17 protein-coding genes are annotated in these 21747 nt (G+C 71.3%); 2 read left to right on the plus strand and 15 right to left on the minus strand.

The features are described 5' to 3' along the window. Positions 1–14 precede the first annotated feature (14 nt). Positions 15–419, minus strand: a complete 405-nt coding sequence (locus ACWDR4_RS32950; protein WP_450413781.1) for a globin — start codon at positions 417–419, stop codon at positions 15–17. Positions 420–519: 100 nt separating this feature from the next. Here ACWDR4_RS32950 and ACWDR4_RS32955 point away from each other — a divergent pair, with 100 nt between their 5' ends. Further along, positions 520–1515: a methyltransferase domain-containing protein gene (locus ACWDR4_RS32955; protein WP_450413782.1), complete on the plus strand. Its 996-nt coding sequence runs from the start codon at positions 520–522 to the stop codon at positions 1513–1515. A 21-nt stretch (positions 1516–1536) separates the two neighbouring features. Here ACWDR4_RS32955 and ACWDR4_RS32960 read toward each other — a convergent pair whose 3' ends face one another. From ACWDR4_RS32960 to ACWDR4_RS33025, 14 genes are all read right to left on the minus strand, one after another. Continuing rightward, positions 1537–2940, minus strand: a complete 1404-nt coding sequence (locus ACWDR4_RS32960; RefSeq protein WP_450413783.1) for an FHA domain-containing protein — start codon at positions 2938–2940, stop codon at positions 1537–1539. Positions 2941–2981: 41 nt separating this feature from the next. Then, the gene (locus tag ACWDR4_RS32965; RefSeq protein ID WP_450413784.1) at positions 2982–4328 is read right to left on the minus strand and encodes a vWA domain-containing protein; all 1347 of its coding nucleotides are present in this window, start codon (positions 4326–4328) and stop codon (positions 2982–2984) included. A 102-nt stretch (positions 4329–4430) separates the two neighbouring features. Continuing rightward, positions 4431–5798, minus strand: a complete 1368-nt coding sequence (locus ACWDR4_RS32970; RefSeq protein WP_450413785.1) for a PP2C family serine/threonine-protein phosphatase — start codon at positions 5796–5798, stop codon at positions 4431–4433. Then, the gene (locus ACWDR4_RS32975) at positions 5799–8333 is read right to left on the minus strand and encodes a tetratricopeptide repeat protein (RefSeq protein ID WP_450413786.1); all 2535 of its coding nucleotides are present in this window, start codon (positions 8331–8333) and stop codon (positions 5799–5801) included. Beyond that, the gene (locus ACWDR4_RS32980) at positions 8333–9658 is read right to left on the minus strand and encodes a hypothetical protein (protein WP_450413787.1); all 1326 of its coding nucleotides are present in this window, start codon (positions 9656–9658) and stop codon (positions 8333–8335) included. Before ACWDR4_RS32980 ends, ACWDR4_RS32975 begins: the two co-directional genes overlap by 1 nt. Positions 9659–9709: 51 nt before the next feature. Further along, positions 9710–10792: a glutamate ABC transporter substrate-binding protein gene (locus tag ACWDR4_RS32985; protein ID WP_450413804.1), complete on the minus strand. Its 1083-nt coding sequence runs from the start codon at positions 10790–10792 to the stop codon at positions 9710–9712. Positions 10793–10880: 88 nt separating this feature from the next. Next, a complete protein-coding gene (locus ACWDR4_RS32990) occupies positions 10881–12365 on the minus strand; it encodes a hypothetical protein (protein ID WP_450413788.1) in 1485 nt (494 codons plus the stop codon). Between the two features lie 241 nt (positions 12366–12606). Further along, positions 12607–13572: an N-acetylglucosamine kinase gene (locus tag ACWDR4_RS32995; protein ID WP_450413789.1), complete on the minus strand. Its 966-nt coding sequence runs from the start codon at positions 13570–13572 to the stop codon at positions 12607–12609. Then, positions 13569–14834 carry a 6-phospho-beta-glucosidase gene (locus ACWDR4_RS33000; RefSeq protein ID WP_450413790.1) on the minus strand — a complete coding sequence of 422 codons (1266 nt, stop codon included), beginning with the start codon at positions 14832–14834 and terminating at the stop codon, positions 13569–13571. The genes ACWDR4_RS32995 and ACWDR4_RS33000 overlap by 4 nt, the downstream gene beginning before the upstream one ends. Then, on the minus strand, positions 14831–15748 hold the full coding sequence (locus tag ACWDR4_RS33005) for a carbohydrate ABC transporter permease (protein WP_450413791.1): 918 nt from the start codon (positions 15746–15748) through the stop codon (positions 14831–14833). Before ACWDR4_RS33005 ends, ACWDR4_RS33000 begins: the two co-directional genes overlap by 4 nt. A gap of 5 nt (positions 15749–15753) precedes the next feature. Next, the gene (locus tag ACWDR4_RS33010; RefSeq protein WP_450413792.1) at positions 15754–16713 is read right to left on the minus strand and encodes a carbohydrate ABC transporter permease; all 960 of its coding nucleotides are present in this window, start codon (positions 16711–16713) and stop codon (positions 15754–15756) included. A gap of 3 nt (positions 16714–16716) precedes the next feature. Next, positions 16717–18048 carry an ABC transporter substrate-binding protein gene (locus tag ACWDR4_RS33015; RefSeq protein WP_450413793.1) on the minus strand — a complete coding sequence of 444 codons (1332 nt, stop codon included), beginning with the start codon at positions 18046–18048 and terminating at the stop codon, positions 16717–16719. Between the two features lie 186 nt (positions 18049–18234). Continuing rightward, the gene (locus ACWDR4_RS33020; RefSeq protein ID WP_450413794.1) at positions 18235–19455 is read right to left on the minus strand and encodes an ROK family transcriptional regulator; all 1221 of its coding nucleotides are present in this window, start codon (positions 19453–19455) and stop codon (positions 18235–18237) included. A 250-nt stretch (positions 19456–19705) separates the two neighbouring features. Then, entirely contained in the window at positions 19706–20815 is a 1110-nt protein-coding gene (locus ACWDR4_RS33025; protein ID WP_450413795.1) for a mechanosensitive ion channel family protein, read from the minus strand. 336 nt (positions 20816–21151) lie between these two features. Between ACWDR4_RS33025 and ACWDR4_RS33030 the strand changes: the two genes are divergently transcribed. Beyond that, the gene (locus ACWDR4_RS33030) at positions 21152–21688 is read left to right on the plus strand and encodes an HNH endonuclease (RefSeq protein ID WP_235479080.1); all 537 of its coding nucleotides are present in this window, start codon (positions 21152–21154) and stop codon (positions 21686–21688) included. The last annotated feature ends 59 nt before the right edge of the window (positions 21689–21747 follow it).

A 21747-nucleotide genomic window follows, 5' to 3' on the forward strand; every position in this document is an offset into this window, starting at 1 on the left:
GGCCGGAGGCCTGCTCAGCCCTCGGTGTTCACCATGGAGGCCGCCGCGTACGTCAGGTAGTTCCACAGCGTCCGCTCGTGCTCCTCGGAGAGGCCCAGCTCCTCGACGGCGACCTTCATGTGCTTGAGCCATGCGTCGTGCGCGGCCCGGTCCACCGCGAAGGGCGCGTGGCGCATCCGCAGCCGGGGGTGGCCGCGGTTCTCGCTGTACGTCGTGGGGCCGCCCCAGTACTGGATCAGGAACAGCGTGAACCGCTCCTCGGCCGGGCCCAGGTCCTCCTCCGGATACATGGGCCGCAGCAGCGGGTCCTCGGCGACACCCTCGTAGAACCGGTGCACAAGGCGCCGGAAGGTCTCCTCGCCGCCGACCTGCTCGTAGAAGGTCTGCTCCTGAAGCGTGCCGCGCGGAATCTCGTTCACCTCACCATGGTCTCAGACGGGGAGACGGAGGACTCCAGTCCTAGGACCACCCGTACAGCGCCCCATGGCGTCCCGGAGCCAGGCGCAGGACAGTGGACGTATGAGCGCGCACGCTCTCCACGAGGGCAGGGACAAGGACCTCGATGACCTCGCCGCCACGGCGCGGGCCGAACTCGTGCGGCTGATCGAGGCGAGCGGGGCCTGGGACCGCGACCCGGTCTGGCGGGAGGCGTTCGAGGCGGTGCCCAGGCATCTGTTCGTGCCGTACTACTACGCCGGTGCCGTGACCGGGCAGCAGCGGCTGTGGGGCGAGAGCCCGGACCCGCGCACGCGTGAGCGCTGGGTGCGCGGTGCCTACGCGGACTCGCCGCTCGCGACCCGGATGCGCGACGGCGAGCTGCTCTCCTCCAGCAGCCAGCCCTCGCTCATGGCCGCGATGCTCACCGAGCTGGAGGTCGAGGACGGGCACCACGTCCTGGAGATCGGCGCAGGCACGGGGTACAACGCGGCGCTGCTCGCGCACCGGCTCGGCGACGCGCACGTCACGACGGTGGACCTGGATCCGGAGATCACCGAGTCGGCCCGGCTGCATCTGGCCGCCGCAGGGCACCACCCGGTCGTCGTCACCGGCGACGGTGCCCGGGGAGTGCCCGAGCGGGCCCCCTTCGACCGGATCATCGCGACCTGCACGCTCACCTCGGTCCCGCGCGCCTGGCTCGCCCAGTGCCGCCCCGGAGCCCGCATCCTGACGCCGTTCGCCACCGGCCTGGCCGCCCTCACGGTCCAGGACGCGGAGCACGCCGAGGGCCGCTTCCTGCACACGTCCGCCTACTTCGTGCCGCTGCGGGGCGGAACCCGGCCGGAGCCCGACATCCCGCACCTGGGCGCGCTCCCGCGCCGGACGCGCGAGCACGAGCTGTTCCGGTTCCTGCTGGCGCTCACCCGGGGCAGCCTGGACCCGCAGGAGGCGTACGCGCTGTGGGAGCGCGAGGGCAGGCCGGTGCGGGAGCGGTACGGGATCACCGTCAGCGGCGACCGGGAGTGGGCCTGGCTCGACGAACCCACGGGTCCGTACGCCTGGCCCCTCCCCGGCTGACCGCCGACAGGCGGCCCGGCTCTATCCCCGGCGGATCGTGATCGTCGTCCACGCGCCCACGTGCACCCGGTCGCCGTCCTGCAGCGGTACGGGGACGAAGGGCTGGATGGGCTCCTCGGAGCCGTTGACCGTCGTACCGTTCGTCGAGTTCTGGTCGACGACCGCCCAGCTGCCGTCGGGCTGCTGGACCAGCACCGCGTGCTGGTGCGAGACGCCCGGGTCCTCCGGCGGCACCGCCAGGTCGATGTCCGGGGACTCGCCCGTGGAGTGGCGGCGGCGGCCGATCGTGATCTGGTTGCCGGTGAGCGCGCGCTGCTGCTCCGGCGAGTACGCGGGCAGGTTCAGGCCCGCGGCCTCGGGGCCGGAGCGCTGCATCATCGCCATGAAGTACTCGCGGTCCGGGCCGATCGTCGCGGACCAGCTCAGCGGCTGCTGCTGGCCGTAGCCGCCGCCGGGTCCGGGCGGGGCCTGGGTCGGGCCGGGCTGCGGATAGCCGTAGCCGCTCTGGGGCGGGGCCGACGGTCCGCTCGGGCCGCCGGACGGCGGGGAGATCACCCAGTCGTCGTCACCGCCGAAGCCGCCGGGGCCGGGCTGCGGGCCACCGCGTCGGCCCGCCTCCTGGGGGAACGCGGGCGGAGAGGGCGGAGCGGACGACTGGTACGCCTGCGGAGCGCCTCCGGGCCCTCCGGGGCCGCCACCGGGCGGCGGGTATCCCTGCGGCCCTCCCGACGTGGGAGGAGGCGGGTACCCCTGCGATCCACCCGACGTGGGAGGCGGGTATCCCTGCGATCCACCGGGCCCATTGGGCGGGTACCCCTGCGGGCCACCGGGGGACGTGCCACCAGGGCCACCGGGACCGGCCGGGCCGCCGGGCGCGCCGGGTGTGGGACCCGGCGGCGGGGGGACCGGGCGGGACGGGTCGCCGCCGAAGGGCGGGATCGGTTCGGCGGGGCGGTTCACCTGCGACGGACGCGAACTCTGGTAGTCGTACCCGTCACCACCGCCGCCGTAGGACGGTCCGGGCGGCGGGGGCTGGTAGCGCTGGCCGGGGCCCGCGCCACCGGGACCCGCTCCGTACCCCTGGCCCTGGCCCTGGCCCGGTCCGGGGGCCGGCGGGCGCGGGGCGGCCGGGGTGTACGAGGTCGCCGTGTTCGTCAGGAAGTTCCACCGGCACTCCTCGCAGAACGGAGCGCCCCCCTCACGCGGGGTGCGGCACTGCGGGCACAGTTCCTGCTCGGCGTCCGGTACGGCGGACAGGTGCGAGCGGCTGCCGGGCGCACCGGTGGCGGAGCCCGGCGGCGGATAGCCGTAACCGGGCGCCGGGGGTGGCGGCGGGGGCGGGGGCACGGCACCGGCCATGCGGTGACCGCAGACCTCGCACCAGTCGTCGGAACCCGACTGGTGTCCGTTCGGGCAGGTCGGCATGTCGGCGCTTCCCCCTCTCCTCTTCGCTACGTTTTGTGTTGCTACTTCTTTACACGAACAGTCTTTGTGGACCGTGTTTCGAGTGTCATCTCGTCGGCCTCTTCGACCTTCGCCTTCAGTCGCACAGTACCTGCCGCGGCGTCGACCACGTCCACCACCTTCGCAAGGAGTTTCGCAGTATCCGCGTTTCCGGAGGCGCTGGCGAGCTGAACGGCCCGTCCCAGCTTGGCCGTTGCGCCGTCGACATCACCCGCTTTGCGGGCATCAAGACCCTGTTGGATGACTTGTGCCAGTTCCGCCTGACCTGTGTAGTGCGCGACCTGGGGGTTGATCGACGTCGAGGCCGCCATGTCATCGGTCCACACGGCCCGTACGAGGCCCTGCGCGCCGAGGTTCTGGGCGCCGCCGTCGGGCTGCGGGATCACCAGGGAGACCCGGGCGGCCAGCATCTCCTGGCCGAGGTTCGCGGAGGGCACCTCGACGCACACGTGGTAGTCGCGGGACTCGTCGCCCCAGGAACCGGTGGGGTAGTCACCGGCGCGCGGGCCCGCCTCCGTGCGGCGGTCGGTCAGCTCCTCGACGGTGGGCGCGACCTGCTTGACGAACTTGATCTCCGTCCCGACCGGGGTCCACAGCCGCAGGGCGACGTCCGCGACCTCCTTGCCCATGGCCGTCTCCATCATCTGCGTGAAGTCGGCGGCGAGACCGGCCGGGTCGGCGACGATGTCGGCGGTGCCGAGGAGCGCGGAGGCGATCCCGGTGACCTCCTTGACCTCCCAGTCGGTGCCCACGCCCCGCGCGTCACAGGTGAAGCGGCCGGCGCAGGAGTCCAGGGCGGCCTTCAGGTCCTCCGCCGACTCGTGCTCGTTGCGGCCGTCGGTGAGCACGATGCCGTGCCGGATGGCGACGTCGGCTGAGGACAGCAGGCGGTCGGCCAGCCGCAGCCAGGTGCCGATGGCCGTGCCGCCGCCCGCGCTCAGCCGGCGCAGGGCCTGCTTGGCCTGCTCGCGGGTGGTCGCGTCGGCGACCGCGAGCCGCCCGCTGCCCGGATAGACCTCCTTGGCGAGATGCGTGCCGCCGATCACCGCGAAGTGCACCCCGTCGCGCACGGCGTCGATCGCGGCGGACGTCGCCTCCCGGGCGCCCCGCATCTTGGTCGGCGGGTAGTCCATCGAGCCGGAGCAGTCGACCATGATCGCCACGGCCGCGTCCGGGCCCTGGCCGGGCGAGTAGAGGTGCGGTGCCGCGACGGCGGTGCCGACCGTGCCGCCGCCGGTGGCGGTGACCGTCACGATCGCGCTGACCTCACGGCCGCCCTCGGGCAGGTACTCGTTCTGGTAGACGTCGACCGAGAACTGCGGCACGTTCGACTTCGAGAAATTGGCCATGCGTGCTTCGCTCCCCCTCGAAAACCCCACGCCTGTGGAGCTGTGACTGTATGCGGACCGGTCCCCTCCGGTCCTCCTGAGGACACCCCCGTGTCAGTGCCCTCAGGCCGATCCTGCCCCCTGCGAAGGGGCCGGGAACGGCACGACGGCCACTGTTACGTTGTCGTGGCCCCCGCCGTCCAGTGCGTGGCCGACCAGGACCCGGGCGGCGTGCAGCGGGCGCGCGGCGGCGTCCGGCGGGAGAAGTTCGGCCAACTCCTCCGCCGCCTCCGCGTAGTTCCACAGTCCGTCCGTGCACACCACCACTACACCTGGCCGGTCGGGCTTGAAGGAAGCGGTGTGCGGCTCCAGTTCGTACGCGTCCGCGCCGAGCCAGCCCGTGATGGCGTGGGCGCGCTCGTCGGCGTACGCCTCCGCCTCGTTCATCAGGCCTGCGGCGACCATCTGTGCGGCCCACGAGTCGTCCTCGGTGAGGCGGGCGGGGGCGGCGGAGCGGTCCAGCGGGACCCAGTAGGCGCGGCTGTCGCCGACCCAGCCGACGACCAGCAGCGTCGGGGTGACGACGGAGCCCACCAGGGTGCAGGCCGGGGAGTTCTGGTGCGGGGCGTGCTCGCGGGCCCCGGCGGGCTCGTCCGCCAGCGCGTTCACGGCGTGCGAGGCGGCGATGATCGCGTCGTGCATCGCCTGCTGCGGGTGGGTGCCCTGGGGCAGGGCCGCCATCAGCGAGTCGCCGGCCGCCCGGGACGCGGCGAGCGAGGCCTCGTCGGGGCGGGTCGCCGAGGAGACGCCGTCGCAGACGATCGCGACCAGCGCGGGCGCGCGGTCGGGCAGCGTGGTGTGGGAGATCGCGTACGCGTCCTCGTTGCGGTGGTGGCGCAGGCCGCGGTCGGTGACCGCGGCGAGCGGGCCGACCTCGTCCTCCATGTGGTCGCGCTCGCGCGGCTGGGCGTGCCCGCAGTTCTCGCAGTAGCCGTCGTGGTCGACCCGGCCCGCCCGGCAGGCCACGCACACCTTCGTGCCGGTCGGCGGCGTCGAGGCCTCGGCGGCGCGCGGGGCGGGCGCCTGCAACGGGTACTCGTCGGGCTCACCGCCGGTGCGGCGGTCGAACCGGACGCCCGTGGCCGGGGAGACCGGCGAGCCCGTGGGCGGCGGACCGCCGGGAAGCGGTGGGAGCGGGGTCTCGCCCGAGTCGGCGCCCTGCAGATCGGTCGCCAGGTGCACCGGCGCCGGGGTGCCGGTGCTGCTGGTCTCGGGCGCGCGGGGCCAGTCCACGGAAGCGGCCTCCGGAGGCGTGAGCTGAGCGGCGGCGAGCGCGCCGCTCAGGGTGAGGGTGGGGGAGTCGCCGGGGCGCGGCGGCACGGCCGACAGGTCGTACCCGCACGCGCCGCAGAACCGGTCGCCCGACTCGAGGGGCTCCTCGCAGCTCGGGCACCGGGACAGAGCGGTGGGCTGGGGCATCTGGGACATCAACTACACCCACGTCCGGGGGCGGTAACGGTTGGCACGTTCCACCAGGTCGATCCTCTCCTCGCCGCCCTGCGCGAGCCGGGCCAGCGTCCGGTACGAACGCTCAAGGCCGAAGCGCAGGCCACGCTCGTCCAGGTCGCTGCCGAGCAGCACCCGCCCCCCGACGGCCGGAGGGGCGGAAGCCTGGTCCTGGGAGAGTATCCAGTCCAGCGCGCAGCCGAGGACTTCCGCCGACAGCTGCTCCCGCCGGACCGCGTCCAGACCGTATCCGCCGAGCGCCTCCACCTGCCCGGCGGACGCGATCAGATCGTCCAGGAAGGGCGCATCACCGGGTGCGGCGGTCCGCTGCCGCAGCCGCGCCCGTACGGCCGCCACCCGGGCCGCCGTGTAGTGGATCGACGCCTCCGGAACGGACTCCAGCGTCTTCACGGCGCTACGGCGGTCGCCCGCCGCCAACTGGACGCGGGCCAGGCCGAACGCGGCGCTCACATAGCTCGGGTCGGTCGTCCACACCAGCCGGTAGTACTCGGCGGCGTTGTCGAGCTGCCCGAGCACCTCCGCGCACAGCCCGAGGGCCAGCTTGGGCGGACTCTCGCCCGGGAAGGCGTCGTAGATCGCGTCGAACGACAGCGCGGCGCCCTCGTGATCGCCCGTCACCAGCGCGGCCACGCCCTGGTACCAGACGACCCGCCAGTCGTCGGGCCGCTCCTCCTCCAGCTTGACCAGCGACTCCAGGGCGGTCGCGGAGTCGCCGTTCTCCAGCTGGGCGCGCACCTGCCGCAGCCGGGTCTCGGTCGACTGCGCCGGGACCACCGCGAGGGCCGCGATCAGCTCACCGGCCGCCGAGGTCAACAGCCCCGCCAGGAAGCCCGCGTTGGGGTCCGTCGGGTCGACCCGGGGCACGGGCAGCGCGAGCGAGGCGGCACCGGCGTCGACGGCCTTCACGAGCCGCGGGGTGCCGGTGAGCGCCCTGGTGGTGCCACCGAGGGCCGGAGCGGCCGGCGCCGAGGACTTCCGGCCCGGCGTCACCGTGCGTGCCCCCAGCCGCGACACGTCCCCGTCGAGCGCCCCGAACAGCTCCGAGTCCGTGACCTTCGTCTCGGGCCCGAACAGCGTCGACAGCGCGGGCCTGGACCGCCCCGTCTGGAGCGACACGACCTCGCGCAGTACGCCCGTCAGCTGCTCGGCCATCTCCTGCGCGGACGCGAACCGGCGGGCCGGGTCGGGGTCGGTGGCGCGGACCAGGAGCCGGTAGAACGACTCGTACTGGCGGAAGACCTCGATGTGGTCGGGGTCGGGCAGGGAGTCCACGAACACGTTCGTGTAGCCCTGGAAGTCGAACGTCATCACGGCGAGCGTGCGCGCGACCGTGTACAGGTCGGACGCGACCGACGGGCCGACCTCCGCGACCTCCGGCGCCTGGTAGCCGACCGTGCCGTAGATGGCCGACTCGTCGTCGTCCATCCTGCGCACGGCGCCCATGTCGATCAGCTTCAGCTGGTCCTCGGTCTGGATCGCGTTGTCGACCTTGAAGTCGCAGTACAGCAGGTTCCGGCTGTGCAGATGCCCGAGCGCTTCGAGCGCCTCGATGCCGTACGCGCACGCCTGTTCCACCGGCAGCGGGTCCCGCTTGCCGGCCGGGGTGCGGCGGTCGTTGGCGATCTCCTTCAGCGACTTGCCGCCGACGTACTCCATGACGATGTAGCCGTCGAGCGAGCCCGTGCGCTGGTCGAGGTGTTCGACGAAGTTGTAGATCCGCACGATGTTGGAGTGCTCGATCTCCGCGAGGAAGCGCCGCTCGGAGATCGCGGCGGCCATCGCGTCCTGGTCGCCGGTGTCCAGCAGGCCCTTGAGGACCACCCAGCGGTCGGACACGGCCCGGTCCACGGCGAGATAGACCCAGCCGAGGCCGCCGTGCGCCAGACAGCCCACCACCTCGTACTGGCCGCGCACGATGTCACCGGTCTGCAGCTTCGGCACGAACGAATACGGGTGCCCGCACTTCGTGCAGAACCCCTCCGTGCGCCCCGGCCGGCCCTCGCCGCGCGCCCGACCCACCGGCGCCCCGCAGTCGGAGCGCGAGCAGAACCGCTTGCGTTCGGGAACCTCCGGGTTCTCCAGCACCATCGCGCGCGGGTCGGGCCGCGGCACACCCGGCACCTCGACCAGGCCCATACCGAGCCGGGCGCGGCCGGAGGACCCGGCGGCCGACCCCGAGCTGCGCACCGACACCGAACGGCCCGTCGACTTCCCCGACAGAGCCCGCGACAGCCGGCCGGAGACCGAGCGGCGGGACTGCGAGGACCGGGAGGTACCGGAGGAGGTGCGGGAACTCGACGAGGACGAACTGCCGCGTCCGGAGCCCCGTTTGCCGCTTCCGGTGATTCCGGTGGGCGGTGAACCGACCATGCCGCTGGCCGACACGACCGGTGCGAGTCCGCACGTGTCGCAGTACAGCTCGCCGCTGCCCATGTCCTCGTAACTGCCCTCGCAGTCGGGCCGCTGGCACTTCTGCTGCTCTGTCCCGGTCTCGCTCATCAGTAGTCCCCCCTCCGGTCACTGGGCCCGGCCTGACCGGGCACCCGCGGGCCGCCGAAGAACTCGGCGGCGGCCTGCTGGTAACGCAGCACGGCCTGCTCCGCGACCCGCAGGTCGCAGGGCGCGCTCCACAGCATGCGGCGCGCCGCGTCGTACCGCTCGATCAGGAGCGGGTCCTCCGCGAGGCCGTGCCGGGCCACCTTCGCCTTGTACGCGTCGAGCCGCCCGCGCAGCTCCGCGCGGACCGCCAACGGCTGGGTGACCGCCGTCAACGACTCGCGGGCGCGCATCAGTTCGTCCTCCGCCTTCGCCTCCAGCGACTCCAGGAGCGGCGAGAGCCGGTGCCACTGGGCGTGCCGGCGGTACTCGGCGGCCGTCGACAGCTGCTCCTGCAACGCCGTCGGCGGGCCGCTGACGGCGGGCACCTCCGACGCGGCGATCTTCGCCAGCACCTCCCCGCGCGCGCTGCGCGCCTCGGCCAGCGTGCGGTCCGCGCGGGACAGCACGTCGCGCAGCTTCACGAGCCGCGCCTCCGCGTCCTGGCGGACGGTCAGCACGGCGTCGATCTCCCGGCGGACGTCCTCCAGGGCGCGTGCCTCACGGTCGTACACCGTGGTGTCCGGACGGCCGCCGCCGGGCGCCGAACTGCCCTGCGCGGGCAGCCAGAACGCCAGCGGGTCGGAGATCACCCGCTCGCGCAGGGTGGTCAGCGTGCGCGTGATGCGCTCCAGGTCGTCGCCCGCCGGGTGCTCGCCGGGGCGTACGCCCACGGAGTGCGCCAGCTGGCGGGTGCGCTGCAGCTCCGCGGCCAGTAAATCTATCCGCGCGGGCAGGGCCGACCAGACCGCGTCGGCGGTGACGACCATGTCCAGCGAGGTCGCGTACAGCTCGTTCATCCGCTCCACCAGGGCGGCCAGCGAGAACGCCTGGCTGAGCCTGCCGGTGCCGTGCAGGGTGGGCGCGTTGGCCGTCGCCGTGGTGCTGCCCGCGACCGTGACGCACTCGCCGCGCAGCAGCTCCGTCAGCTCCACCAGGTCCTCGCGGCTGGACCAGCGGCGGCGCGAACGGATCTCACGGGCGGAGCGCAACGTGTCCGAGTACGCGTCGAAGTACGCCCACAGCAGCGTGATCGACGCCTCCGCGGACGTCCAGCGCTCCTTGGTCGTGCCGGTCAGCTCGGCACCTTCGAGGAGTCTGCGGCCCGCGTGGTCCTGGAGGGCGAGGAGCGAGGTCTCGATGGCCTCGTGCTCCGCGCCGAGCCGCGCCAGCGCACGGTCCACCTCGTCCCGGTCCATCACCGGCCCGGTGGCTCCCGTGACGCCCATCGATCACCTCGACTAGTCGGCCCTGCGGTCAGTTGGTTGGTTGGTGAACCGTCACTTGTAGCGTGGCACCGGCGGGTTCGCCGACCGGGAGTCACTGCCCAGGGTGGGCAGCAGCCATTTGTCGTACGACTTCTGCCAGCTGCCGTCGTCGATGTACTGCTCCAGTATGCGATTGACCCGTGCCGCCAGGTCGGTCGCGCCCTGCTTCACCGCCACGCCGTAGTACTCCTTGGTGAACGTGGCGCCCTTCAGTTCCACCGTCGGGTCCTGGGCCGCCTGGCTCGCGGCGAGCGCGCCGTCGGTCACCACGGCGTCCACCAGGCCGAGTTGGAGTTGCACGAGGCAGTCGAGCTGGCTGGGGACGGTGGTGCCGATATCGGCGGAGGCGGCCGGAACCTTCTTCGCGGCCTTGTCCTCCTCCAGCTTCTCCAGCGCCGTGGAGCCCTTCGCCGAGCAGATCCGCTTGCCGGCGAGCGTCTTGTCGTACCCGTCGATCGAGGACTTCTTCGGCGCGAGGACCTGCTGGCCGGTGAGGAAGTACGGGGCGGAGAACGCCACGTCCTTCAGCCGGGCGCAGCTGATCGTCATCGTGCGGACGATCATGTCGACGCGGCCGTCCTTGATCGCCGGGATGCGCTGGTTGGTGGGGATGGCCTTGAACTGGACCGCGTTCTCGTCGCCGAGGATGTCCTTCGCGATCCGGTGGACCAGATCGATGTCGAAGCCCTCCAGCTCCGCCCCCGTGCCGCCGTTCGGATCGCGGTAGCCCCAGCGGTAGCTGTTCTGGTCGACGCCGACGATCAGCTTGCGGTCCCCGCCCGTGCGGGCCTTGATCGCCTCGATCGTCTTCCCGTCCAGGTCGGACGGCTTCGGGCTCTGGTCCTGCGCGTTCACGCAGTCCTCCGCCTTCGCCTGGATGCCCTCGGCGACGCCCTGGCCGCCGGTGCCCGTACTGCCGTCGCCGTGCGACTGGGTCAGCGGGAGCAGCAGCGCGAAGGCCACCGCGAGGGCGCAGACGGCCGCCATCGCCCCCACACCGCCCCAGCCCCGCAGTCCGGCCCGCAGCGTCTGGAGACCGGCCCGCAGGAACCGGAGACCGGCGCGCGGACCCCGCAGAAGCCGCTGTGCGTACATCGTCACGCCCCCTCTCATCGCCCGAACTCCCTTGCCGCCGCACTCCCTTGTACTGCGTCGTACCGCATCTTTACCGCTTCGGACCGCATCAGCGGTACTCCGACAGCCTGCGCCCGATGCCGAGCACCGCGCCGGCCGCGCCCAGTACGGCGAGGGCACCGGCGCCGATCGGGAGTCCGGTCATCGCGTCCCGGCCGTTCCCGGCCGCCTGCCGGAACTCCGTCTGTTCGTGCTCGATCGCCGTCTTCAGTGCCGTGTCGACGTTGTCGAAGCACTCACCGGTGGACTTGTCGTCCTTGCCGCCGCCTATGACCTTGGTGAGCGCCTGCTGGAAGTCACCCGACTTGTATGCCGTCTGTGCGTCCTTGTGGCGCTTCTCCCACTCCTCCATGCCGCCGACGGCCGAGGTGACCGGCTTCTTGCCCGCCGAGTCGTCGGCGAGCTGCTCGGCCTCGGCGAGGCCCTTGCCGAGCGCGCTCATGTCGCCGTTGAAGTCGTTGTCGTAGGCGTCGACGACCGAGCCGTCCTTCAGTTCGGTCGTCTCCGCGCCGCGCGCCACCAGCGTCAGGTTCTCGTTGCCGCGCGCCTTGAGGGAGGCGATCCGGGCGTCGTGCAGGACGTTCAGCGAGCGGATGCCGTGGTCGTAGGAGTCGTTGAGGCCCGAGCGGGCGAAGGTCTGCCCGGCGACCAGCCACAGCAGGACGACCGTCGCCGTGGCCGTCGCCGCCACCAGACCGTGGTTCAGCACCCGGTTCGTCCGCCGGTAGTTGCGCCGCTGGGCCCAGACCAGGGCGCCGAGCACGACGACGCCGAGCCCGATCGCCGCCCATGGGTACGAGGTCGCGTCCGCGTAGTCGGAGCGCAGCCGCTGGTTCTCCTTGGCGTAGAGCTTCTCCGCCTCCGGGAGCATCTGCTCCTGCATCGTCTCGTTGGCCAGCCGCAGATACGAGCCGCCGACCGGGAAGCCCAGCCGGTTGTTGGCGCGGGCCCGCTCGATGTAGCCCGTGTACTCCGACAGCAGCTCGTTCAGCCTGGCGATGGTCGCCGCCGACGGCGAGTCCGGCTCGGAGTTGGTCGCGGCGCTGGAGAGCTTCGCGGCGGCGTTGCGGATGTCCCGCTGGTAGCGCTCGCGGGAGGCCGCCGTCTCGTCACCGCCGGCCAGGAAGCCGCTGGAGGCGGCGGTGTTGGCGTCGGCGAGGGAGCTGTAGATGTCCGCGGCGGCGGAGCTGAGGGGCTGGCTGTTGTGCAGCACGTCGTCGGCGGCGGACGAACGGTCCGTCATCTGCCAGGCGGTGACCGCGCCGAACGCCACGACGAGCGCGGCGAGCAGGGCACCGATGATCCGCAGCCGCCCCGGCTCGGTGGTCGCGGCGGCCCGCAGCTGGTCGACGCCCTCGGCGAAGGCGGTACGGCGCGGCGGCTGGGGGACGCCGGGCGCCGGACCCGGGCCCGCCTGTGCCGGGACGGCGGGCAGCGGCGGGGCGACGGCCGTGCCGGTCGCGCCCACCGTGCCGGGCGAGTTGGGCGCCGGTGGTGCCGCACTGCTCGTGGATGTCACTGTGACCTCCCCCATGGTCATCCGTCACCGCCAGTATCGCCCCCGGCACTGACAATCCGCACCGGCCTTCACTGGATCTTGATCGGATCGCAGTGCGGCCGCGTTGTGTTGCAGTGCGGAGGAGTTGTGCCGGGGCGCGCTGTCCTGCATTCGGACATACCCGCGCTCCCCGCACCACCCCTCTGCCCATGAATACGCCGGAGGAATCTGTTCGGTTCCCGTACGAAGGGGGTCAGACCTCGTATCAGGCCTTGTATCAGGCCTCGTAGTAGCTCCGTACGCGCGCGTGCACCTCCGCCGGGGCGTTCGTGTGGTCGAGGCCCAGCAGTGCCGCGCCCAGCACCGGCCGTGCCGTCACCACCCGGGCGACCGCCTTGGGGGCCCGGGCGGCCAGCAGTTCGGTGATGCGGTCCGTCAACCGGGCGTGCTGGGCGGCCAGTACACCGCCGCCCAGCAGAACCGGCGTCTCCTCTTCGAGGAGACCGAGGCGGCCGAGCGCGACCGTGGCCATGGCGACGACCTCCTCGGCCAGCCGGTCCACCAGCGCGCACGCCACCGGGTCACCGTCCGCCGCCGTCGCGAACAGCACCGGAGTCAGCTCGTGCCGCCGCGCGTTGTCGACGTGACCCAGGTGCAGGGCCTCGATCAGCGCGTACATGGAGGTGAGCCCGAAGTGGGCGGGCAGGGCGGTGAGCAGCGCCGTCGGACCGCCCCGCCCGTCCTCCGCCCGTGCCGCGTGCCACATGGCCTCCTCCGACAGGCCCCAACCGCCGCCCCAGTCCCCGGAGATGCGCCCCAGCGCGGGGAACCGGGCGGTGCGGCCGTCCGGGGTCATCCCCACGCAGTTGATGCCGGCGCCACAGACGACGGCGACCCCGCGCGGCTCGGTGATCCCGGCCCGCAGGATCGCGAAGGTGTCGTTGCGTACGTCGACACTGGCGCCCCACGCGCGGGCCTGCAGCGCGGCCGTGAACTGCCGTTCCTCCACGGGGAAGTCGGCGTTCGCGAGACACGCCGAGACCCGGTCGACGGAGGTGACCCCGGCGGCGGTGAAGGCCTCGGTGACGGCGTCGGCCAGCCCGGAGACGGCCACGTCGAGGCCGTCGGTCGGCGGCCGGAACCCCCCGCCGCGCGCCGTGGCCAGCACCTCCCCGTCGGCGGCGACCACCGCCACGTCGGTCTTGCTGTTGCCGGCGTCGACGGCGAGGACGTGTGCGGTCATGCCCACGCGAGATGCTCCCGGTTGTGCGCGATCAGAGTGTCGGTCAGAGTCTCCGCGTAGTCGTACTGTCCGACCAGCGGATGGGCGAGAAGAGCCCGGAAGACCCGGTTCCGCCCGCCGTGCAGGGCGGCTTCCAGGGCCAGTTCCTCATAGGCGGTGACGTTGGCGATCAGCCCCGCGTACAGGGGGTCGACCGGCGCGACGGACAGAGGAGTCGCCCCCTTCGGGCCCACCGCGGCCTGCGTCTCGATCACCGCGTCGTCCGGCAGGAAGGGCAGTGTCCCCTTGTTGTACGTGTTCACCACCTGGTAGGGACTGCCGCCCCCGCCCAGCAGCGACGCGGCGAGGTCCACCGCGGCCTCCGAGTAGAAGGCGCCGCCGCGCTTGGCGAGCAGCTCCGGCTTCTCGTCCAGGGCCGGATCGCCGTACATCCGCAGCAGTTCCGCCTCCATCGCCGCGACCTCGGCCGCCCGGGACGGCTTGGTGCGCAGTTCCCGTACGACGCTGTCGTGGGCGTAGTAGTAGCGCAGGTAGTAGGACGGGACCGTCTCCAGGCTGTCCAGGACAGGGCGCGGAAGGCGGAGGTCGTCGGCGATGGCGTCGCCGTGTTCCGCGAGGAGCCGGGGGAGGACGTCCTCGCCCTCGGGGCCGCCCAGGCGGACGCCCGTCTCCCAGGTGAGGTGGTTGAGGCCCACGTGCTCCAGGTGGACGTCGGCGGCGGTCACCCCCAGCAGCGCGGCGAACTTCCGCTGGAAGCCGATCGCCACGTTGCACAGGCCGACCGCCTTGTGGCCGGCCTCCAGGAGGGCGCGGGTGACGATGCCCACCGGGTTGGTGAAGTCGATGATCCAGGCGTCCGGGTTGGTACGGCGGACGCGCTCGGCGATGTCCAGGACCACCGGGACCGTGCGCAGTGCCTTGGCGAGGCCGCCCGCGCCGGTGGTCTCCTGGCCGACGCAGCCGCACTCCAGCGGCCATGTCTCGTCCTGCTGCCGGGCGGCCTGGCCGCCGACGCGCAGCTGGAGCAGCACGGCGTCGGCGCCCTCGACGCCCTTGTCCAGGTCGTCGGTCGTGACGATCCGGCCGGGGTGCCCCTGCTTGGCGAAGATGCGCCGGGCCAGCCCGCCGACCAGCTCCAGCCGGTCGGCGGCCGGGTCGACGAGCACCAGTTCCTCTATGGGCAGGGTGTCCCTGAGCCGGGCGAAACCGTCGATCAGTTCCGGTGTGTAGGTCGAGCCGCCGCCGACGACCGCCAGTTTCATCCTTTGACTCCTGTCAGGGTCACGCCTTCGATGAAGGCTCTCTGCGCGAAGAAGAAGACAGCGATCACCGGGGCCATGACGAGCAGGGTCGCGGCCATCGTGAGGTTCCAGTTCGTGTGGTGATTGTCCTTGAAGGACTCCAGCCCGTAACTGAGCGTCCAGGCCGCCGGGTTGTCGCTGGCGTAGATCTGCGGGCCGAAGTAGTCGTTCCAGCAGTAGAAGAACTGGAACAGGGCGACGGCGGCGATGCCCGGTTTGGCGAGCGGTATCACGATGCGTACGAGGGTGCGCAGGTCGCCGCAGCCGTCGACCTTGGCCGCGTCGAGGTACTCGTCGGGGATGGTCAGCAGGAACTGGCGCAGCAGGAAGATGCTGAAGGCGTCGCCGAAGGCCATCGGGATGATCAGCGGCCACAGGGTGCCCGTCAGATGCATCTGCTTCGCCCAGAAGAGGTACATGGGGACGATGACCACCTGCGGCGGCAGCATCATCGCGGAGACGACGAGCATCATCGCGATCCTGCGTCCCCGGAAGCGGAACTTGGCGAGGGCGTAGGCCACCGGGACGCTGGAGAGGACCGTGAGGACGGTGCCCAGACCCGCGTACAGCAGGGTGTTGCGCCACCAGGTGAGGAAGCCGGGGGCGTTCCAGACCTTCGTGTAGTTGTCCCAGTTCCAGGAGCGCGGCCACAGTGCGCTGGTCAGCGCCTGCTGATCGTCCATCAGGGAGGTGAGGAGGATGAACACGAACGGCAGGACGAAGAACAGCGCGGCGGCGATGCCGAGGGAGTGCACGGCGATCCAGTGCAGCAGTTCCCTGCGGCGGGCGGCGCGGGCCGCCGGGCTCCGGCCGGTCGTGGCGGCCGGGCCGTTGGTGGCGGGGGCCGGGGGACGTGCGGTGACGGTGTTGGTCAAGGGGATCAGTCCTCCACCGTGATCAGGCCGCTGCGGCGGCGCATCAGCAGCGCGGTGAACGCCATGGACAGGATGAACAGCACCAGGGCGACCACGCACGCGGAGCCCGTGTCGAAGCGCTGGAAGCCGAGGGTGTAGACGAGCTGGGGGAGCGTCAGCGTGGACTTCCCCGGGTAGCCGGGCTCGTAGATCTGGCCGGCTCCGGCGCCTATGACACCGCTGGCCGTCTTACCGGCGATGAGGGGCTGCGTGTAGTACTGCATGGTCTGGATCACCCCGGTGACCACGGCGAACAGCACGATGGGCGAGATGTTCGGCAGGGTGACGTACCGGAAGCGCTTCCAGGAGCCGGCGCCGTCGAGTTCGGCCGCCTCGTACTGCTCCTTGGGCACGTCGAGCAGGGCCGCCATGAAGATGACCATGAGGTCGCCGATGCCCCACAGGGCGAGCAGGGTCAGCGCGGGCTTCGACCAGGACGGGTCGTTGAACCAGCCGGGCTGCGGCAGACCCAGGTCGCCGAGCACCTGGTTGACCGGGCCGGTGCCCGGGTTGAGCAGGAAGGCGAAGGCCAGGGTCGCGGCCACGGGCGGGGCGAGGTAGGGGAGGTAGAAGAAGGTACGGAACATTCCCGCACCCGTCTTGATCTTCGTGATCAGCAGCCCGATCCCGAGCCCGAAGACCACCCGGCACGCCACCATGATCACCACGAGCCACAGGGTGTTGCGCATCGCGGCCCAGAAGAAGGGGTACTGCGTGAAGACGTACGTCCAGTTGTCCAGGCCGTTGAAGGTGGGCGGCTTGAAGCCGTCGTACTTCATGAAGGAGAAGTACACGGTCGACAGCAGCGGATAGACGAAGAAGACGCTGAAACCGATGAGCCAGGGGGAGAGGAACGCCAGCGTGCGCAGCCCCTCCCGGCGGCGCTTCGAACGAAGCGCCGCCGAGTGGCCGGAGAGGGTGGCCATGGGCTACTTCGCCTTGGTGATGTCGGTGTCGATCTGCCCGGCGGTCTTCTTCAGCCCCGCGTCCAGGTCCTTGGTCTTCCCGGACTCGTAGTCGTACGCGAGGTTCTGGAGGGTCTCCTGGTAGGCGCTGCCGTTGACCGCGGCGGGCGCGGTGTTGCTGTACTGGTTCTCGGCGATCTTCACGAAGGCCTGCATCGTCGCGTCGCTCTTGAGCTTCGGGGACTTCAGCGCCGCGAACGTCGAGGGGACGTTGTTGATGGCGTTGGCGAAGGAGACGACCGCGTCGGTGTCGGTGGTCATGTACTTCACCAGCTCCCAGGCGGCGTTCTGCTTGCTGCTGGTGCTGGCGAGACCGATGACCGTGCCGGTCAGGAAGCCCTTGCCGTAGGTGTCGGCCTGGTCGTCCGGCACCGGGAAGGGCGCGACGCCCCAGTCGAACTTGACCCCGGCGTCCTTCATCATCCCGCCGCGCCACTCGCCGTCGATGTTCATGGCGATCTGGCCGGTGTGCAGCGGGTTCTGCGCGGACCACTCGTCACCGAAGGTGGCGCGGTACTTCTCCAGCTTGGTGAAGCCGCCGAGCGACTTGACCATGTCCTGCTGCCAGGTCAGCAGCTCCTTGAAGGCCGGGTCCTTGGCGACGTTCGACTTGCCGTCAGCGGTGAAGTACTCGGGGCTCCACTGCGCCGCGAGGTGCGGGACGGTGACCTCGTAGCCGTGGAAGTTCGGCATCCAGCCGAGCTGCGAGTAGCTGTCGCCCTTGGTCTTGGTCAGCTTGATGGCGTCGGCCTTGAACTCGGACAGCGTCTTCGGCGGAGAGGTGATGCCCGCCTCCTTGAACGCCGTCTTGTTGTAGTAGAGGCCGTACGCGTCACCGAGCAGGGGCAGTGCGCAGCGCGTGCCCTCGAACTGGGTGTAGTCCAGCATCGGCTTGGGGAAGGTCTTCGCGGTGTCGATCTTCGACTTCGCCAGGAACGGGTCGAGGTCGGCGAAGACACCGGAGGAGCAGAACTTGCCGACGTTGCTGGTCTCGGGGGAGGCCACCACGTCCGGGGCGTTGGACCCGCCGGCGCGCAGCGCCTGGTTCACCTTGTCGGCGTCGACGTTGCCGACGACCTTGACCGTGATGTTGGGGTGCGCCTTCTCGAAGGCCGCGATGTTCGCCTCGATCGCCTTGACCTCGGTGGGGGCGCTCCAGGGGTGCCAGAAGGTGATGGTCGACTTCTTGTTCGGGTCGTCGGTCGCGCCGGAGGTGCTGGATCCGGTGCAGGCGGTCGCGGTCAGGGCGAGCGCCGTGAGGGCGCCGGCGAGACAGACGCGGCTGATTCTGGGCATGACGGAACTCCTTGGCAGAGGGTGTTCTCAGGGGAGGCGGACGGTTCGGCGTGCGGGCATGCCGGTGCCAGGGCGGGTGCACGGGGGTGACGAGAGCGTCAGAGGCAGAAGGAGAGGGAGAAGCAGAGGGAGGGGGCGAGGGAGAGGAGAAGGGAGAAGGAGGACGGGCGGAGGCCGGTCAGCGGATCAGGGGGTGCGATCCGTGGTGTCGAAGACCTCGTCCCTGGTGGCGGCGAGTGCCATCTGCAGGGCTCCGCTCAGCACGGGACCGTCCGGAACCGTGCTGAGTCTGATGGCGGGACGGGGTACGGCCAGTTCGGCGAGTTCGGACTGGATCAGGGCACGGAGGGGTTCTCCGCCGGCCGTGATCACCCCGCCCGCCAGGATGATGAGTTCGGGGTCGATCACCGCGACCATCGCGGCGAGTCCGGTCGCCAGCCGGGTGGCGTACTCGGCGAGAACGGCCGCGCCCGGACCGTCGGTGGCGCGGGCCGCCTCGGCGACCACGGCCGCGGCCTTCATGGCGGGGCTGCCGCCGGGCGGCGGAGTCAGTCCGTGCTCGCGGGCCATGTTCAACAGGGCCCGGAGTCCGGCCAGTTCCTCGAAACCGCCCGCGTTGCTGCGGGCGACGTTGCGCACCAGCGGTACGCCGGGCAGGGGGAGGAAGGCGACCTCGCCCGCGCCTCCGGTGGCGCCCCGGTGCAGCCTGCCGCCGATCACGACCGCCGCGCCGAAGCCGCGCTCCCCCCAGAGCAGGGTGAAGCTCTCGTGGCCGCGTGCCGTACCGATGCGCTGCTCGGCCACGGCGGCGAGGTTGACGTCGTTCTCCACCTCGAAGGGGATCTGGCCAAGCGCGGCGGCCAGTTCCTCCAGCAGCCGGGGTGAGTGCCAGCCCGGCAGGTGCTTGGCGTAGCGGAGGTTGCCGGTGGTGGGGTCGAAGGCGCCGGGGGTGCCGATGGCGAGCCGGTGCACATCGGTGCGGTGCAGACCGGCGTCCTTGACCGCCCCGTCGAGAGCCTGGAGCACCCGGTCGACGGGACCCGGTGCTCCGCGCCCGGGTGTGGGCAGCTCGAAGTGTCCGACGGCGCGGCCGGTGATGTCGGCGACGGCCGCCCGGATGCCCGAGGGGGTGACGTCGAGCCCGGCGACATGAGCGGCGGCGGGGTTCAGCGCGTACAGCTGGGCGCTGGGGCCCGGCCGGCCCTCGCTGGTGCCGGTCGCCAGGACCAGACCGGCGGCCTCCAGTCGGGCGAGGAGCTGTGAGGCGGTCGGCTTCGACAGACCGGTGAGGTTGCCGATCCGGGTGCGGGACAGGGGCCCGTGCTCCAGGAGGAGGTCCAGGGCGGCCCGGTCGTTCATGGCGCGCAGGACGCGCGGGGTGCCTGGCGTGCCTGCGGTTCCTGCCATGGGGGTCTGCACCTGCCTTTCCTGCGCCCAGTTTTTCACGGTCACCTGTGGTGGGTGTTCCACGGTGACTGTTAGGAAGGTTTCCTATCGGATGGCAGGAAGGTAGGACCGGACCGCGGGAGACGTCAAGGGGGGAACCGGAAGGAAAACCACGCGGAAACGGACTCGTTACCTGCGCACACACGAAGAGGCGGCGCCCCGGATTCCGGGGCGCCGCCTCCTGGCGTACGGCTGCTGCTGTCTCCGCCGGCTACTTCGCCCCGGCCGGCGGGGCGACCAGCGGGGTGGCCGCCTGGGCCTGCGGGGAGCCCGTGTTGGAGTACGCCGACGGGGCCGCCATGCCCGCCGTCGGGTCCTCGGGCTCCTCCTCCGGGGCGACGGTGGCGCCGCCCATGATGCGGATGCCCGCCGCGTCCAGGGCCCGCTTGACGCGCCAGCGCAGTTCGCGCTCCACCGTCAGGGACTTGCCCGGCATCGTCTTCGCCGAGAGGTGGATGATCATCGAGTCCAGGAGCACGCTGTCCAGGCCCAGGATCTCGATCGGGCTCCACAGCATCTCGTTCCAGGGCTCTTCCTTGCTCATCTGCTCGCCGACCTCGGCGAGCGTCGCCTTCAGCCGGTCCAGGTCCTCGTCCGAGCGGACGGTGACGTCGACACCGGCCGTGGCCCAGCCCTGGGAGAGGTTGCCGATGCGCTTGACCTCGCCGTTGCGGACGTACCAGATCTCGCCCTGGTCGCCGCGCAGTTTGGTCACCCGCAGCCCGACCTCGATCACCTCACCGGACGCCACCCCCGCGTCGATCGTGTCGCCGACGCCGTACTGGTCCTCAAGGATCATGAACACGCCGGAGAGGAAGTCCGTCACCAGGTTGCGGGCGCCGAAGCCGATCGCCACGCCCGCGACACCGGCGGAGGCGAGCAGCGGGGCGAGGTTGATCTGGAACGCCGAGAGGACCATCAGGGCCGCGGTGCCCAGGATGATGAAGCTCGCCACCGAGCGCAGTACGGAGCCGATCGCCTGGGAGCGCTGGCGGCGGCGCTCGACGTTGACCAGCAGGCTGCCGAGGGCCGTGCCGCCGGACGCCGCGCCGTCGGACGTCTGGACCGCGCGGTTCATGCGGTCTATCAGCTTGGTGATCGCCCGCCGCACCGCGAATCTCAGCACCGTCGCGATCACCATGATCAGCAGGACTTTGAGACCGATAGCCAGCCAGGTGGACCAGTTCTGCTCGACCCAGCTGGCGGCGTTCGTCGCACTCTCCTGGGCGTCCTGGAGCGACGGGACCGACACGGTCGGCGACTCCGAGGGGGTCGGGGTCGGGGTGGAACCGGCGGCCAGTAGGACGGCGGACAAGGACACGGCGGGTACCTCCAGAGCGGCCTGCCCCCGGTATGGGTGGATATGTCGTTCAGCTGGTCGTTCAGCTGGGCATTCAGGTCACGGAAAGGTCACCGGAAGGGCAGAACCACCACACTAACGGGGCAACGTGTGCGGATCGGCGCGATGTTCGAGGGAGAGACCGTGCTCACCTGGGGATAGAAGAGGGTGTGGTCCCGGGGAAGTGCACAAGGTGTGGTCGAAAACACTCCCAGCCCGTTACCGGGACGTGGTGGCGCTGTCGCCAGGCGAGAGGGGAGACTGACTGCAGATCGTCCCGGCGCGAGCCACGCGCCGCCGACGCCCAAGGAGGCATCCGTGCCGCATGTCCTGGTACTCAACGCGTCGTACGAGCCACTCGGCGTCGTACCGCTCCGCCGCGCGCTCGTCCTCGTCCTGGAGAACAAGGCAGTCTCCTTGGAGGAATCGGGCGCCTTTATGCACAGCGCGACCGTTACTGTCCCCGCACCCAGCGTGGTCCGGCTGAAGAGGTTCGTCCGGGTTCCCTACCGGGGGCCCGTTCCACTGACCCGTAGGGCACTGTTCGCCCGTGACGGCGGCCGGTGCATGTACTGCGGCGCCGCCGCGACCAGCGTCGACCATGTCATCCCGCGTTCCCGTGGCGGTCAGCACCGCTGGGACAACGTGGTGGCGTCGTGCCGTCGCTGCAACCACACCAAGGCGGACCGCCATCTCTTCGAGATCGGCTGGCGGCTGCGCCACAAACCCGCCCCGCCCACCGGTCTCGCCTGGCGCATCATCGGAACCGGGCACAGGGACCCGCGCTGGCTGCCATACCTGCAGCCGTACGGCGCGGACGACGCGTTGGCCCGGATCGACGGCATCTCAGCCTGACATCCGGGCTTTCGTATACCTGAATATCGAGTACCTCGTACCTGACACCTGCTACCCGC

This window comes from Streptomyces sp. NPDC000878 (assembly GCF_053599695.1).